The sequence below is a fragment of the Piscinibacter gummiphilus genome (assembly GCF_002116905.1).
Lineage (GTDB): Bacteria > Pseudomonadota > Gammaproteobacteria > Burkholderiales > Burkholderiaceae_C > Rhizobacter > Rhizobacter gummiphilus.
The window spans coordinates 6294589-6310689 of the sequence record NZ_CP015118.1; the positions used below are offsets into that span (position 1 = coordinate 6294589).

At 70.7% G+C, this 16101-nt stretch carries 12 protein-coding genes; 7 read left to right on the forward strand and 5 right to left on the reverse strand.

The window, feature by feature from the left end:
• The first annotated feature begins 16 nt into the window (after positions 1-16).
• The 4 genes from A4W93_RS28910 to A4W93_RS28925 are packed head-to-tail and all read left to right on the forward strand — an operon-like array spanning position 17 to position 4051.
• Positions 17-442 carry a hypothetical protein gene (locus A4W93_RS28910; RefSeq protein WP_085753899.1) on the forward strand — a complete coding sequence of 142 codons (426 nt, stop codon included), beginning with the start codon at positions 17-19 and terminating at the stop codon, positions 440-442.
• Positions 439-1236, forward strand: a complete 798-nt coding sequence (locus A4W93_RS28915) for a DUF2145 domain-containing protein (protein WP_085753900.1) — start codon at positions 439-441, stop codon at positions 1234-1236. Before A4W93_RS28910 ends, A4W93_RS28915 begins: the two co-directional genes overlap by 4 nt.
• A 48-nt stretch (positions 1237-1284) precedes the next feature.
• The gene (locus A4W93_RS28920) at positions 1285-3189 is read left to right on the forward strand and encodes an MFS transporter (protein WP_237357644.1); all 1905 of its coding nucleotides are present in this window, start codon (positions 1285-1287) and stop codon (positions 3187-3189) included.
• A 10-nt stretch (positions 3190-3199) separates the two neighbouring features.
• Positions 3200-4051, forward strand: coding sequence for an SDR family NAD(P)-dependent oxidoreductase (locus tag A4W93_RS28925; protein WP_085753902.1), 852 nt, complete (start codon positions 3200-3202; stop codon positions 4049-4051).
• On the opposite strand, the gene A4W93_RS28930 is transcribed toward A4W93_RS28925, so the two are convergent.
• The 5 genes from A4W93_RS28930 to A4W93_RS28950 are packed head-to-tail and all read right to left on the reverse strand — an operon-like array spanning position 4035 to position 9055.
• Positions 4035-4889 carry an STM4011 family radical SAM protein gene (locus tag A4W93_RS28930; protein WP_085753903.1) on the reverse strand — a complete coding sequence of 285 codons (855 nt, stop codon included), beginning with the start codon at positions 4887-4889 and terminating at the stop codon, positions 4035-4037. The genes A4W93_RS28925 and A4W93_RS28930 overlap by 17 nt on opposite strands.
• Positions 4883-6232 carry an STM4012 family radical SAM protein gene (locus tag A4W93_RS28935; protein ID WP_085753904.1) on the reverse strand — a complete coding sequence of 450 codons (1350 nt, stop codon included), beginning with the start codon at positions 6230-6232 and terminating at the stop codon, positions 4883-4885. The genes A4W93_RS28930 and A4W93_RS28935 overlap by 7 nt, the downstream gene beginning before the upstream one ends.
• Entirely contained in the window at positions 6229-7041 is an 813-nt protein-coding gene (locus A4W93_RS28940) for an STM4013/SEN3800 family hydrolase (protein WP_085753905.1), read from the reverse strand. Before A4W93_RS28940 ends, A4W93_RS28935 begins: the two co-directional genes overlap by 4 nt.
• Positions 7038-8129: an STM4014 family protein gene (locus A4W93_RS28945; protein ID WP_157131800.1), complete on the reverse strand. Its 1092-nt coding sequence runs from the start codon at positions 8127-8129 to the stop codon at positions 7038-7040. Before A4W93_RS28945 ends, A4W93_RS28940 begins: the two co-directional genes overlap by 4 nt.
• Positions 8130-8140: 11 nt before the next feature.
• Positions 8141-9055, reverse strand: coding sequence for an STM4015 family protein (locus A4W93_RS28950; protein ID WP_085753907.1), 915 nt, complete (start codon positions 9053-9055; stop codon positions 8141-8143).
• Positions 9056-9169: 114 nt separating this feature from the next.
• Between A4W93_RS28950 and A4W93_RS28955 the strand changes: the two genes are divergently transcribed.
• From A4W93_RS28955 to A4W93_RS29960, 3 genes are all read left to right on the forward strand, one after another.
• Positions 9170-9895 (forward strand): P-loop NTPase family protein, encoded by a 726-nt coding sequence (locus A4W93_RS28955; protein WP_085753908.1) that lies wholly within the window; start codon positions 9170-9172, stop codon positions 9893-9895.
• A gap of 49 nt (positions 9896-9944) precedes the next feature.
• Complete coding sequence (locus tag A4W93_RS28960; RefSeq protein ID WP_085753909.1) at positions 9945-14216, forward strand: DEAD/DEAH box helicase; 4272 nt, start codon at positions 9945-9947, stop codon at positions 14214-14216.
• Positions 14217-14512: 296 nt separating this feature from the next.
• On the forward strand, positions 14513-16054 hold the full coding sequence (locus A4W93_RS29960; protein WP_157131801.1) for a hypothetical protein: 1542 nt from the start codon (positions 14513-14515) through the stop codon (positions 16052-16054).
• Positions 16055-16101 lie beyond the last annotated feature (47 nt).

The following is a 16101-nucleotide window of genomic DNA, read 5'->3' on the forward strand; positions in this document are numbered from 1 at the left end:
CCCGGAGACCTCCGCCATGAACCGCTTCAAGCAACTGTCCCTCGGCGCGGCCCTCGCCGCTGCCCTGGTCCTGCACACCCCCGCCCAGGCGCACCGCTCGGGCGCCTCGGAAGCGAGCGCCGGCATCTCGATGCTGCCCGTCGCGATCTCGGTGATCGGCCCGTCCGCGGTGCTGTCGGCCGGCGCCGTGTTCACCGTCATCGCCGTCGAGGCCTCGGTCGACGGGGCGGTGTGGGTGCTCGAGAACGTCGCCACCGGCGTGCGCTGCACCGTTCGCCTGGCTGGCCAGGCGGTGGGCGGCCTGTCGGTCGGCGTGGGCACCGCGGTGACCGCCAGCGCCGTCGGCGCCGGGATGGTGCTCTCGGCCGCCGGCACGGCCATCGCGTTCATCCCGAACGAGGTGGGCAAGGCGCTGCTCTACAACGAACGGGTGACGCGATGAGCGCGCGCCGCCTCCTGGCCGGTGTCGTGCTGGCCGGCCTCATCCTGGCCCTCGCGATCGCCACCGCCCCCGCCCACGCCGGCCAGACCTGCGAGCAGAAGGCCCCGGACACCCAGGCCCTCACCCGCGGCCTGGCGCTGGCCGGGAAGGTGGAGCAGCACCTGAAGGGCAGCGGCGCCGACGTGGTGGTCATCGCCCGCGTGGGCCAGGACCTGCGCGAGTACGGCCAGCGCTACTCCCACCTCGGCTTCGCGTACCGCGACGGCGACGTGTGGCGCGTGGTGCACAAGCTCAACGAATGCGGCACCGACACCTCGGCGATCTTCCGCCAGGGCCTCGGCGAGTTCTTCCTCGACGACCCGTTCGACTACGAGGCCGGCATCGTCGTGCCGAAGCCCGAGGTGCAGGCGCACCTGCTGGCGGTGCTGCGCGACAACGGCCGCCTCTCCCGCCTGCACACGCCCGAGTACAGCATGCTGGCCTACGCCTGGGGCAAGAAGTACCAGCAGTCGAACCAGTGGGCGATCGAGACGCTGGCCATGGCCGAGGACGGCGACGCCAGCAACCGCAGCCGCGCCCAGTCGTGGCTGAACCTCAAGGGCTACCAGCCGGGCACGATCCACCTGTCGACCTTCCAGCGCCTCGGTGCCCGGGTCACCCAGGCCAACATCGCGTTCGACGACCACCCCGACAAGTACCGCTACAGCGGCCGCATCTACACGGTGACCGCCGATTCCGTGTTCCTGTGGCTCGAACGCAGCGGCCTCGGGTCCCGCCCCATCGCGATCCGCTGATTCGGTGCTACAACCCTTCCCGAACCGTCGCCGCCCCGAGGAATCCGCTTGAGCCACGCCCCGCACCCGAACCAGTTCGCCCTGCTGTCCCAGCGGCGTTTCGCGCCGTTCTTCTGGACGCAGTTCCTCGGCGCCGGCAACGACAACCTCTTCAAGTTCGCGCTCACCGTGATGGTGACGTACCAGATCCAGGTCGCCTGGCTGGCGCCGGAGATGGCCGGGCTCGTGATCGGGGCGCTGTTCATCCTGCCGTTCCTGCTGTTCTCGGCCACCAGCGGCCAGCTCGCCGACAAACACGACAAGGCCGCGCTGATCCGCTTCGTCAAGAACTTCGAGATCGCCGTGATGGCCATCGCGGCCTGGGGCTTCGTCACGCACAACGTGCCGGTGCTCCTTGGCTGCGTGTTCCTGATGGGCCTGCATTCCACGCTGTTCGGTCCCGTGAAGTTCGCGTACCTGCCGCAGCACCTCGACGAGCGCGAGCTCACCGGCGGCAACGGCATGGTCGAGATGGGCACCTTCGTGTCCATCCTGCTCGGCAACGTGGCCGGCGGCCTGCTGATCGCGATGCCCGAGGTGGGTGCCACCTGGGTCGCGGTGGCCTGCGTCGCACTCGCCGTGCTCGGGCGCGTGCTGTCGCAGGCGGTGCCGGTGTCGCCGTCCACCGACCCGGGCCTGCGCATCAACTGGAACCCCGTCACCGAGACCGTGCGCAACCTCAAGCTCGCGCACGGCAACCTCGTGGTGTTCCGCTCGCTGCTGGGCATCTCGTGGATGTGGTTCTTCGGCGCCGTGTTCCTGTCGCAGTTCCCGTCGTTCGCCAAGGAAGTGCTGCATGGCGACGAGCAGGTGGCCTCGCTGCTGCTCGTGGTGTTCTCGGTAGGCATCGGCGTGGGCTCGCTGCTGTGCGAGGTGCTGTCGCGCCGCCACGTCGAGATCGGCCTCGTGCCGCTCGGCGCCATCGGCATGAGCGTGTTCGCCATCGACCTGTACTTCGCGTCGCGCGGGCTGCCGCCCGCCAGCGGGCTCTCGCTGTCGGCCTTCGTCGCGCAGCCGGCCCACTGGCGCGTGATGGCGGACCTGGCGCTGCTGTCGCTGTTCGCCGGCCTCTACAGCGTGCCGATGTATGCGCTGATCCAGCTGCGCTCGGCGCCCACGCACCGCGCCCGCATCATCGCGGCCAACAACATCCTCAACGCGCTGTTCATGATCGTGAGCTCCATCGCGGTGGGGCTGCTGCTGCACTTCGGCGCCACCATCCCGCAGGTCTTCCTGATCGTGGGCATCGCCAACGCCATCGTCGCGGGCTACATCTTCCTGCTGCTGCCCGAGTACCTGCTGCGCTTCGTCGCCTTCGTGGTGACGCGCCTCATCTACCGCTTCAAGGTGCGCGGCGACGAGCACCTGCCGGTCGAGGGCGCGGCCATCCTCGTGTGCAACCACGTGAGCTTCATCGACGCCGTGGTGCTGATGGGCGCGAGCCCGCGGCCGGTCGTGTTCATCATGGACCACCGCATCTTCAACCTGCCGGTGCTGGGCGCGATGTTCCGCCTGCTCAAGGCCATACCGATCGCCTCGCAGCGCGAGAACCCCGCGGTGTACGAGGCCGCCTTCGCCCGCGCCGCCGCCCACCTCGACGACGGGGACCTGGTCTGCATCTTCCCCGAGGGCGCCATCACGAAGGACGGCGAGCTGGGCGAGTTCAAGGCCGGCGTGATGAAGCTGCTGGAGCGCAACCCGGTGCCGGTGATCCCGATGGCGCTGCAGAACCTGTGGGGCTCGTTCTTCTCGCGTGTGGAGCGCGGCACCGCGATGGTCCGCCCGTTCCGCCGCGGTTTCTGGAGCCGCGTGGGGCTCGTGGCGGGCGAGCCGGTCCCGGCCGCCGCGGTCACGCCCGCCGCGCTGCGCAGCCGGGTGAGCGAACTGCTGGCCAGCCCCCCGTACCCGCGCTGACGCCATCGCCATGGCCCGCGACCGCTTCAAGGGCAGGGTGGCCGCCATCACCGGTGCGGCGTCCGGGATGGGCCGCGCGCTCGCGGTGGAACTGGCGCGGCGCGGTTGCCACCTCGCGCTGTCCGACATCGACGATGCGGGCCTCGCCGAAACCGCGCGCATCGCTGCGTCCGGTGGTGTCACGCTGACCCTCGCGCACGTCGACACCGCCGACCGCGACGCGGTGTTCGCGTGGGCCGACGACGTGGTGCGCAAGCACGGCCGCGTGAACTTCGTGTTCAACAACGCCGGGGTGAGCCTGAGCGCCCCGCTCGCCGAGGTGGCCCAGGCCGACTTCGACTGGATCATGAACATCAACTTCTGGGGCGTGGTGTGGGGCACGCAGGCCTTCCTGCCGCACCTCACCGCCTCGGGCGAGGGGCACGTGGTCAACACCTCGAGCCTGTTCGGGCTGATGTCGATCCCGCTCAACGGGCCGTACAACGCGACGAAGTTCGCGGTGCGCGGCTACACCGAGGCGCTGCGCATGGAGCTGGAGTCGATCCGCTCGTGCGTGAGCGCCACCTGCGTGCACCCGGGCGGCGTGCGCACCGAGATCGCCCGGCGCGCCCGCATCACGCCGGGCACCGAGGCCTGGACCGGCCAGCCGGTGGAGAAGGCCCGCCGCACGTTCGACCGGCTGCTGAACGCCACCTCGTCGCACGCGGCCGCGCAGCGCATCCTGCTGGGCGTCGAGCGCAACGAGCGGCGCGTGCTGGTGGGGCGCGATGCCTGGTGGGCCGACAAGGTCGTGCGCCTGTTCGGGTCGGGCTACCAGCGCCTGGTGGTGCGGGCCGCCATGAACTTCAGGCGGCGGCGCTGATCGGGATGCGCGCCAGCACCCCGTCGCCGAACGCCTCGGCGATGGGCAGGTCGCGCCGGTGCGCGTAGCCGATGAAGCAGTCGCACTTGAACCGGGAGCACGGCCGGGGCGCGAGCATCGCCTCCAGCGGGTCGGTGTAGAGGTTGCCCAGCCGCTGCGGCACGAAGTGGCAGCGGCGCACCTCACCGTCCCCATCCACCGACACCACCTCCTCGCCGGCGCGGCAGGCCTTGCCGCGCGAACCGCCGGGGCTGTGTTCGTGGTGGAACCACGGATCCACCTCATCCAGCCAGGCGAGGTCCTGCGGGGTGTAGTAGCCCGGGCCGCGCCGGTCGTAGGCGTTCAGCCACAGCGGCACACCTTCCGGCAGCACCGCCTTCAGCGCCAGGATGGCGTCGTAATGTTCGCGCCGGGCCACCACCCCCACCGAGTGGCGCACGCCGAGCGCGGCGAGCCGGGTGGAGCGGTCGAGGAACCGCTGCAGCGGCACCTCCTCGGGGTGCCACGTGCACCACAGCGACAGCCGGTCGCGCGGCACGTCCTCGAGCCACGCGAGCGGCCCCGACAGGTTCGTCTGCGCGGCGACCTGCACCACGTGCGGCATCGCCGCGAGCCGGCCCATCGCCTCGCGGTAGTGGCGGCGGATCAGCGCCTCGCCCCATGGCGTGAACAGCACGCGGGTGGGTGCCTCGCGGGCTTCGACCCAGCCGACGAAGCGGACCAGCTCCGCCGCGTCGCGCGCGAGGGTCGCGCGGGTGTCGCGCCGTTTCGCGAACGGGCAGTAGCCGCACGCGTAGTTGCAGCTGGTGAGGCTGCCGCGGTACAGCAGCGTCAGCATCCGGCGTCCATGCGGCGCGCCACGCCGTCCGACACGAGCCAGGGCCCGAGGGTGTCGGCACGCGCGAGGCCGGCGGCCGTCAGCGCCAGCAGACCGCCGTCGTCGCGCGCCAGGCCGCGGACCGCGAGCTCGGACAGCTGCGGCAGATCGTCGGCCCAGTCCGAGCCGAACCGGGTGCGGTAGTCGGCTGCCACGAGGCCCGGCTGGCTCAGCAGCGACTGGATCGCGAACCGCCGGCGCTGCTCCTCGCCGTCCAGCTCGAACCCGTAGTCGACCGTGGCGAAGTGCGCGAGGTCGCCCTCGGCGAACCGTTCGACGATGTCCCGCGTCGCCACGCGCTCGACCGCGTAGTGCGACGAGTAGTGCAGCCGCGACGTGTACGACCGCGCCCCGGCGCCGAGCCCCACCATGCCGTCCGTCTGGCAGCTGTACGCCGGCCCCGCGTCGGCCGGGGCGTGCGGAGCCCGGAACATCCGCATCGACACCTGCACGTACCCCGCGGCCGCGAGGCGGTCGCACGCCAGCGCGTACATCGCGGGCCGGTCGTCCACCGGGTCCGCCGCGCGGCGGATCGCGAGCTTGCCGAGGCCCGTGCGCTCGCGCACGTACAGCGGGTAGAGGTAGATCTCCTCCGGCGCGAGCGCCAATGCGCTGTCGAGCGACGACGCCCAGCTCGCGAGGGTCTGGCCGGCGATGCCGTAGATCAGGTCGAGGTTGAGCACCGGGAAGCCCGCGCGGCGGATGGCCTCGACCGCCGCGATCACCGTGGCGTTCTGCTGCGGCCGGGCCAGTGCCCGCACCTCCGCGTCCGAGAAGCTCTGCACGCCCATGCTCACGCGGTCCACGCCCATCGTCCGGCACACGGCCAGCCGGTCGGTGGTCACCGTCTCGGGAGACACCTCGATGCCCGACGGCGTGTCCTCCAGGTCGATGCCGAGCCGCTGCGACAGCGCGCCGTAGAGCCGTTCGAGTTGCGCGGCCGACAGGTACGACGGGGTGCCCCCGCCCAGCGCGAGCCGCACGAAGCGGCGTTCGCCGAGGGCCTCGTCCACCGCCTGCATCTGGCGCACCACGGCGGCCACGTAGCGGTCCACGAGGTCATCGTGAGGCTGCGCCATCGCGAACAGGTTGCAGAAGCCGCAGCGCATCGAGCAGAACGGCACGTGGACGTAGGCGAACAGCGCGCTGCGGTCCTCGCCCGCCCACACGTCGGCGAGCGCCCGCGGCGCCGCGAGCGGCCGGTACGCGCTCTTGTGCGGGTACGAGTACGAGTACGCCTGGTACGGGCCGCGGCGGAGCAGCGCGTCGAGCGAGGAGGGTGCGGCGGTCGGCACGGCGCTCATGGCGGGTCGAGGAAGAAGTGGCCGTAGGGCACGGTCCACACGCTCTCGTGGGCGAGGCGGTGGCCCGAGAACCCGTCGTCGCCATAGGCCGAGCCGTGGTCGGAGCAGACGATGGCGAAGGTGGGCGCACGTGCACGGCACGCGTCGAACAGCGGCGCGAGCGCCCCGTCCACGTAGCGCAGCGCGGCGGCGTGGCTCTCCAGCGAATCGGCGTCGGCGCCCGGCAGGTGCGCGCGGTTGGGCGAATGGACGGCCGACACGTTGATGAACAGGAACACGCGGCCCGGCAACGCCTGCAACCGCGCGCACGCGAGCGCCACCTGGCGTTCGGTGGAATGGCGGTGGCCGACGCCCATCGCCGGGTTCCAGTGGCTCTCGGCGAACAGGTCGGGCAGCACGCACCCGAGGGCGGTCTGGCGGTTGAAGAAGCCCACGCCGCCGATGCACACCGTGTGGTACCCGCGCGCGGCGAGTCCTTGGACCACCGTGGCTTCCTCGAACACGCAGGTGGACGCCGACGTGGTCTCGCTGCCGCGGAAGGCGGTGGCGAACAGGCGCGGGTGGCGGCCCGGCCGGTCCGGCGTGGGCAGGAAGCCCGAGAAGAAGGCGTGGTGCGCCGCGTAGGTGAAGCTGCCCGGCGTGTGGCGGCGCGCCCAGCCCGACGGCGGCAGGTGGCGCGCGAACACCGGCAGTTCGCCCCGCTCGTAGCAGCCCTGGGCCACGTCGAACCGGAGGGTGTCGAGGGTGATGAACACGAGGTCGTGCGAGCCCACGACCGCGTTCATGTCGGGCACGGGGAACGCGCTCATGCGGCCTCCAGCGCGGCATCCCACGGGTCGCGGCCGCCCCAGCGCAGGCCGGGCAGCAGGTCACCGAAGGCGTTGGCTTCCAGCACGTGGGCACGCGGGCCGTGCACGACGAGGTCGAACCCGATCACGCCGCTGCCGCCGAACACCGCGGCCGCGCGGCGCACCGTGTCCTCGGCGAGCCGGATCTCGGAGACGTCGAGCAGGTCGGCCGGATCCGCCCGGCGGCTGTCGAGGTGCAGGTTCGTCACGGTGCGTTCCCCGATGCGCGCCACGCGGTGCGCGGGCGCGCCGCGCAGCGCCAGCAGGCGCAGGTCGAAGTGGCCGGCCCCGGCCCGCGGCTTCGGCACCCAGGCCTCCGCATAGGCGCCCTGGGCGGCCACGAGGTCCATCACCCGCCGCACCTCGTCGGGCCGGTGGTACGACCGCACGCGCTTGACGTTGAAGAGCCGCGGGGCGCCGCCCCCGCCGTGCACCAGGTGCGCGGACGTGGTGGCCGACACCTGACCCCGGCGGTTGCGGCGGAACGCCACGACACCGGCGGCCGACGACCCGAAGCGCGCCTTCAGCCACCCGCGGTCGAGTCCCGCGGCGTCGAGCCGCGCGACGAACGCGGCATGGTCCGCCACCGGTCCCAGCAGCCGCGGCACCGGCACGCCAGCGGCCTGCAGTCGCTGCTGGCATTCGAGCTTGTCGGTCATCGCGAGGATGTCGGCGGGCGGGTTCACCGGCCGGGCGCCGGGCGCCTGCGCGAGGGTGGCGGCCAGCCGGTCCATCGCGTCGGAGAACCCCGCGAACCAGAGGTCGGTGCCCGCGAGTTCGCCCGGTTCGGCCGGCGGCGGCACGGGGCGCCCGAGCCGCTCCGCGCCCCGGGCGACGAGGGCGTGGTGCACCTCCGCGTCGTCGCCCGGCGGTTCCACCTTGAACACACACGGCGCCGACAACGCCGCCGCGAGGCACGCCGGGTCGCGCAGCCAATCGCGCCAGGCCACCAGCACCGGGGCCGGACGGCCGACACGCTCGCAGGCATCACGCAGCCCGCGCGTGCGCTTGCTGCCGGCCACGCCCAGCACCACCCACCGCATCGCCATCCTGGCCGCGGTTACTCGCCGACCGCGACGTAGCGGTCCTCGTCGTCCGGGGCCTGGGCGTCGTCGAGCACGACCCCGGGCACCGCGGCGCGCAGCCGCTCCTGCAGGGCCGGGCTGATGTAGTGGTGGCTCAGGTCCACCACGGGCACGCGGGCGACGTGAGCGCTGCCGCACAGCGCCTCGGCGCCCGCGTCGCCCAGCGTGCCGAGCGACAGGTCCAGCTTCTGCAGGCCGGCCACCCACGCCTCGCCGGCGAGCCATTTCGCCACGTCGTCGGCGATCTCCGCATCGCGCAGGCCGAGGGTCTTCAGCGCCGGCCCGCGCAGCGCGGCGACGACACGTCGGACCAGGTCGACGTCGCCATCGAACCCGTAGTCGTCGGTGCCGAGCCAGAGTTCGAGGGTTTCGAGCTTCGGCAGCGACGATGCGCCGAGGGCCTCGCTGATCTCCCGGGGCAGGCCGCCGCACTCGATCGCCAGCTCGCGCAGCGCGTCGTGGCGGAAGGCCGGCAGCTCGAGCGACGTGGACCCGCGGATGCGCAGCACCTCGAGGCCGGTGAACGCGGTCAGCAGCGGGCCGTAGTCGCCCTGGATGATCCACGAGATCTCGCACTCCTCGTAGGTCATGTCGCCGACGAACAGCGCCTTCAGCGCGGGCAGTTCGGCCGCGCGTTCGATCAGCACCTCGAGGAACGGCGTGGGACCTTCGTCGTGGGCCTCGCCCCAGGCGCCGATCACGAGGGCCTGGAGCGACGCCGTGTCGGCCGCGTCGAGGTACGCCGTCAGGCGCTCGGCCATGGTGCCTTCGTCGTCGTAGTCCATGCTCAGGCGGTGCACCTGGCCAGGCTGGTGCACCACGGGCTCGCCGGGTTTCCAGTCGATGACCTGGAGGCCTGCAAACCGCTCGGTGCGTTCGGAGATCGTCATGCCTTCGTTCCCTCGGTGTTGGTGCGAGGACGCGAGAATACCCCGCCGGCATGACAGCACGCCCGGCACGGCTCGTGCTGCACAATGGGCCCAACCTTCCACGGCGCCCACCCCATGCAAGTCGTCACCCTCGAAACGAACCCGGTCTCGAAGATCCACCTCGTCGGCGGCGAGAAGGGGGGCGTCGGCAAGTCGATGGTGTCCCGCCTGCTCGCGCAGTACTTCATCGACCACGACCTGGCCTTCGTCGGCTACGACACCGACCGCTCGCACGGCTCGCTGCTGCGCTTCTACAGCGACTACGCCTCACCCGTGCTGATCGATCGCTACGAGGCCCTCGACCAGATCATCGAAAGCGCCGCCGAGGCCCCCGGCCGCCGCGTGCTGGTCGACCTCGCCGCGCAGACGCACGAGCCGCTGGTCAAGTGGATGGAAGAGTCGGGCGTGCTCGACATGGCCGACCTCTCCGGCTTCGCCATCAACTACTGGCACGTGATGGACGCCGGCCGCGACTCGGTCGACCTGCTCGCCCGCCTGCTGGAACGTTTCGGCCAGCGCCTGCACTACGTGCTGGTGCTCAACCAGCTGCGCGGCGACGACTTCAGCCTGCTCGAGAAATCCGGCCTGCTCGACAAGGCACTCGCCTTCGGCGCCAAGGTCATCACCATCAAGCACCTGCACGACGCGGTGGTGCAGAAGATCGACCTGAAGAACAGCAGCTTCTGGGCCGCGCGCAACCTGCCGGCCCCCGAAGGCCCGGGCCTCGGGCTGATGGAGCGCCAGCGGCTCAAGCTGTGGCAGGCGCATGCGTTCGGCGAGATCGCGAAGACCCATCCCTGAGACGGGTTGAGATCGGCGGGCACGACCCGATCTGCCAAGATCAGACGCCATGCCGCTCGCCCCGTTCCACCCCGCCGTCCGTGCCTGGTTCGACCGCACGTTCCCCGCGCCCACCGAGGCGCAGGCGGCGGCGTGGCCGCACATCCGCGCCGGGCGGCACACGCTCGTCGCGGCGCCCACCGGGTCGGGCAAGACGCTGACGGCCTTCCTCGCGGCGCTGGACGACCTGGTGCGCCGGGGCCTGGAGCCGGGCGGCCTGCCGGACGAGACGGCGGTGGTCTACGTGTCGCCGCTGAAGGCGCTGTCGAACGACATCCACCTGAACCTGGAAGCGCCGCTCGCGGGCATCCGCGAAGAGCTCTCACGCCTGGCGCTGCCCGACGTGCCGATCCGCACCGCGGTGCGCACCGGCGACACCCCCGCGAAGGAGCGCCAGCAGGTGCTGCGGCAACCGCCGCACGTCATCGTCACCACGCCGGAATCGCTCTACGTGCTGATCGGGTCGGAGTCGGGGCGCAAGATGCTCTCCACCGTGCGCACCGTGATCGTCGACGAGATCCACGCGGTGGCCAACAGCAAGCGCGGCAGCCACCTCGCGCTCACGCTGGAACGGCTGCAGGCGCTGTGTCCCGCACCCCTCACGCGCATCGGCCTGTCGGCCACGCAGAAGCCCATCGACGTCGTCGCGAGGTTCCTCACCGGTGGCGCGCCGTGCGAGGTCGTCGACATCGGCTACACGCGCGAACGCGACCTCTCGATCGAGGTGCCGCCCACGCCGCTCGGCGTCGTGATGTCGAACGACCAATGGGAGCAGGTGTACGGCCGCGTGGCCGAACTCGTGCTGTCGCACCGCACCACGCTCGTGTTCGTCAACACGCGGCGCATGGCCGAGCGCGCCGCGCGCCACCTCGGTGAACGCCTGGGCCGCGAGAACGTGGCCGCGCACCACGGCAGCCTGTCGAAGGAGGCGCGGCTGCTCGCCGAGCAGCGGCTCAAGCGCGGCGACCTGCAGGTGCTGGTGGCCACCGCGTCGCTCGAACTGGGCCTCGACATCGGCGACGTGGACCTCGTGGTGCAGCTCGGCTCGCCGCGCTCCATCGCCACCTTCCTGCAGCGCGCCGGCCGCTCGGGCCACGCGGTGGGCGGCACACCGAAGGCGCGGCTGTTCCCGCAGTCGCGCGACGAACTCGTCGAATGCGTGGCGCTGCTCGATGCCGTGCGCCGCGGCGAACTCGACGCACTGCGCGTGCCGCATGCGCCGCTGGACGTGCTCGCGCAGCAGATCGTCGCCGAGGTGGCCAGCCGCGAGTGGGACGAGGACGAGCTCTTCGCGCTGGTGCGCCGCGCCACGCCGTACGCCGACCTGCCCCGCGAGACCTACGACGCCACGGTGCGCATGCTGTCCGACGGCTTCACCACGCGCCAGGGCCCACGCGCCGGCTACGTGCACCGCGACGCCGTGCACCGCCGGCTGCGCGAGCGCAAGGGCGCACGTCTGACGGCCCTCACGTCGGGCGGCACCATCCCCGAGACGGGCGACTACACCGTCACGCTCGAACCGCAGGCCGAACGCATCGGCACGGTCAACGAGGACTTCGCAGTGGAGAGCATCGCGGGCGACGTCTTCCAGCTCGGTAACACGAGCTACCGCATCCTGCGCATCCAGCCCGGCAACGTGCGGGTGGAGGACGCCCACGGCGCCGCACCCAACATCCCGTTCTGGCTGGGCGAGGCACCGGGACGCACCGACGAACTCTCGGCGGCGGTCTCGCGGCTGCGCGACGACTTCCTCGCGCTGCCGTCGTCCTCGGCCGCCGCGGACTGGGCGCGCGACACGCTGCGCCTCGACGACACCGCCGCGCCACAGCTGCTCGACCACCTGCAGCGCGCCGCCGCCGCATTGGGCACCTTGCCCACGCAGCAGCGCATCGTGTTCGAACGCTTCTTCGACGAATCGGGCGGCATGCAGCTCGTGATCCACGCGCCGTTCGGCAGCCGCCTGAACCGCGCGTGGGGCCTCGCGCTGCGCAAGCGCTTCTGCCGCCAGTTCAACTTCGAGCTGCAGGCCGCGGCCACGGAAGACGCCATCGTGCTGTCGCTGTCCACGAGCCACAGCTTCCCGCTGATCGAGGTGGCGAAGTACCTGCACTCGAACACGGCGCTCGACGTGCTGGTCCAGGCGCTGCTCGACGCGCCGCTGTTCGCGGTGCGCTGGCGGTGGAACGCGACCACCGCGCTCGCGCTGCCGCGTTTCCGCGGCGGCCACAAGGTGGCGCCGCAGCTGCAGCGCATGAAGTCGGAGGACCTGCTGGCCTCGGTGTTCCCCGACCAGGTGGCGTGTCTCGAGAACATCGTGGGCGAGCGGCAGATCCCCGACCACCCGCTCGTCGCGCAGACGCTCGACGACTGCCTGCACGACGCGATGGACGCCGACGGCTGGCTCGCGCTGCTGCGGCGCATCGAGTCGGGCGAGGTCGAGGTGATCGCGCGCGACCTCGCCGCGCCGTCGCCGCTGGCCGCCGAGGTGCTCAACGCGAAGCCGTACGCCTTCCTCGACGACGCGCCGCTCGAGGAGCGCCGCACGCAGGCCGTGCGCAGCCGCCACCTCACCGATGCGAACAGCGCCGACGACCTGGGCCGCCTCGACCGCGACGCCATCGACAGCGTGCGCGACGAGGCCTGGCCGCGCGTGCGCGATGCCGACGAGATGCACGAGGCGCTCAACACGCTGGGTGTGGTGACCGACCGCGAGGTGGCCGACCGCGACGGCTGGACCGGCTGGCTGGCCGCGCTCGCGAAGGCGCGGCGGGTCACGCACCTGTCCAACGGGCTGTGGACGGTGGCCGAACGGCTCGCGCAGATGCGGGTGCTGTACCCGGAGCGCAGCGCCCGGCCCGCCATCGAACCGCCTTCGGGCTTCACCGAGGTTCCCGCGGTGGACGACGCGTTGCGCGACCTGCTGCGTTCCCGCTTGGGTGGACTCGGTCCGGTGCGGGTGCCGTCGTTGGCCCGCTCGCTCGACTTGTCCGAGGCCCGCATCGAGGCGGCGCTGCTGTCGCTGCAATCCGAAGGCGCCGTGATGCAGGGGCGCTTCACGCCCGACGCCGACGGCATCGAGTGGTGCGAACGCCACCTGCTCGCGCGCATCCATCGGTACACGCTGCAGCGGCTCAGGCGCGAGATCGAGCCGGTGGAGCCGCGCGACTTCGCGCGCTTCCTGTTCGAGTGGCAGCAGGTGGGCCAAGTCGAGGGCCCGGACGCGCTGCCGGCCGTGCTGGCGCAGCTCGAAGGCTACGAAGCCCCGGCCGGGCAGTGGGAGGCGGAGATCCTGCCGGCGCGCGTGCGCGACTACGGCTCGTCGTGGCTCGACGACCTCTGCACCGCGGGTCGCACCGTGTGGATGCGGCTGCGTCCGCCGGCCAGCACCGGCAAGGGCGGCGGAGGGGGTTCGCTGAAGTCCACGCCGGTGCTGCTGCTGCCGCGCCGCGCGGCGCCGCTGTGGGCCCGCGTGGCGCCACCGGCCGGCGACGACGTCGAACTCGGTTCGCGGGCCCAGCGTCTGGCGGCCTGGCTCGCCGACCACGGCGCCTCGTTCTTCGACGACATGCTGCATGGCACCCGCCTGCTGCAGTCCGAACTGGAAGACGCGCTCGCCGAACTGGTAGTGCGCGGGCGCGCCACGTGCGACAGCTTCGCCGGCCTGCGCGCGCTGATGGTGCCCGCGTCGAAGCGTGCACCCAGCCGCTCGCGGTTCCGCCGCCGCGGGCCGCTGTCGGGCATCGAGGACGCGGGCCGCTGGTCGCTCGTGCGGCCGCCGGTCGCCGCCGACCCCGAGGGTCCCGACGACCTGGAGCAGGTGGTGCGCGTGCTGCTGCGCCGCTACGGCGTGGTCGCGTGGCGCCTGCTCGAACGCGAGGCCGCGTGGCTGCCGCCCTGGCGCGACCTCGTGCGCGTGTGCCGCCGCCTGGAAGCGCGTGGCGAGCTGCGCGGCGGGCGGTTCATCGCGGGCCTGTCGGGCGAGCAGTTCGCGCTGCCCGAGGCCGTGGCGAAGATGCGCGAAGTGCGCCGCCAACCCGCCGGCGACACCCTCGTGTGCCTCGCCGCCGCCGACCCCGCGAACCTGCTGGGCACCGTGCTCGCGGGCCCGCGGCTACCGCGCGTGGCCGGCGCGCGGGTGCTGTTCCGCGGCGGCGTGCCCATCGCGACGAGTGTGTCGGGGCAGGTGGAGGCGCTGGTGCCACTCGACCCGGCCGAACTCGCGGTGGTGCGCCGGGCCCTGTCGCTGGACCCGGCGTGGCGCTTCCTTCGGGAGACCGCCTAGAAACGATATAAGGCCGTGAAGAGCAGGTCTTCGCGCGCCCCGCAAAGCCCACCTCGGCCATCGCCGTCGCCCAGGCGCTGATTGATGCCGATGTGGGGCGCGATGTTCCAGGCATTCGCGTTCGACTTCGTGACGTCGGAGCTCAGCTACATTGCAGGCAGCGCGAAGAGCAGGTTTTGAGGGGGATGCCACACCATTCTTTGTGAAGAAGTCCGCAGCCCGCTTGTCAGCGGCAGGACGTCGTTCTCAACGACCTCCTGGTAGATCTACGCTCGCGGTTCGAGGAGGGACATGGAATGCAGAAGGTTGCCGCCTGGGCACTGTTCGCTGGAACAGCTTCGAAAGTTGAAGAGTCTGTTCAACGGATTGCTGAGATTCAAAACCTCGTCAGCGCGTGGAGGGATGGAAAGGGGACACTGCAAACCTCATCCGGCGGAGCCGTGCTACAGCTCAACGACGGCAGGGTGGCCAGCTACTCTGATGTGACCTATGAGTCGCCTCTAGGCCGCGTTACTGACTACTTGCTCAGTGAGCCGTCAGGTGAGGCCACTGTCCGCACTCAGGTGTCAGTAGGCACGCACGAAGGTCGCGTTGCTGTGTACGTCGAACTTCAGGCTGCGGGTGGGGCGTACCGGCTGGCGCCGTCCAAGCTGGACCTTCGGTGCCCACAGGTTGTCAAGAACTTGGTCGACAAATTCGACGACTGGCAGTGTGGCGAAACACTTGTGGCCACCCGACCATTCACATTCCGCGGGCGGACCGATGCCGAAATTCTCGCGGCAGCACTTTGGCATCCGACGCGAAACCTGCCCATCGTTGCTTTGTCGTCTTACGAGGGCGCATACCTCACAGAGAATTTCGCGCAGGAGCTTGCGAGTGATCTCACTGGGGTTGCACTCGTCGCGCTGCTTGACGACGATTGCGCATGGCATCTCACAAAGATGCGCGGCAAGGAGTGGTCAACATATAACGGAGCCGTCCGCTTGTACTGGCCGGGATTGCGGCAGAGTGAGCAGCCTCTGCGACACCCAGTGTGGATGCGCTGGACTCTTCTCGCGGATGGCGTGTCCGCACAAGAAGCCAGTGGGAAGTTCCGAGCGCAACTCCGACGCCAATTGCTTGGTCTCTCTGCGTTCTCAGTTCTTGAACCAGCCGACTTTGCGGCAATTCGACATGAACAAGCCAAGCTCGAAGTAGAAGCGATCCGTGCGCCGATGCGGGACAACCAGGATTGGGAGGGCCTGGCGCAGTCCTACGCTACCGACAACGACCAACTAAGCAAGAAGCTAGAAATCCGAGAGCAGGAACTACGGGAACTCAAGGATGAGTTGACGAACGTCCGACAGGCTCTCCAATGGCGTCCAGACGCCACCGCTGAGGGTGCTATCGAGCCCGAGAGAAGTGTCCCGCCTCAAACCGTTGCTGAGGCAGTTGAAGCAGCTCGGCAGCGGTTCGCTGATTCACTTGTCTTCGGTTCTGATGTTGATGGAAGCACCCGCACTCTAGCGGCCGATGCCGGCCCCCCGGACAAGGTACTTGCCTACCTTGAACAACTTGCGGAGATGGTGAGGGAACGGCGGACGAAGGGCTTGGGCAACCAGATGCTGAAGTGGCTTCAGTTGCGGAACGTGACCGCCTCGGGTGAATCGCAGACCGTCAGAAACTCCGAGTCGGAACGCCGCAAGCGAACATGGGATGCCGGAGGGCATGCAAGGGTCTTTGACACGCACCTGAAGCCGAGTGATGGCGTACATCCTGACCGGTGTGTTCGAATTTACTTTGATTACGACGACGCGTTGCAACGAGCGGTCATCGGATGGGTCGGACGACATCCATAGCTCTGCGTGCCATCCGCAGTCAAGGCTGGAATCTGAAGTTCAATTCA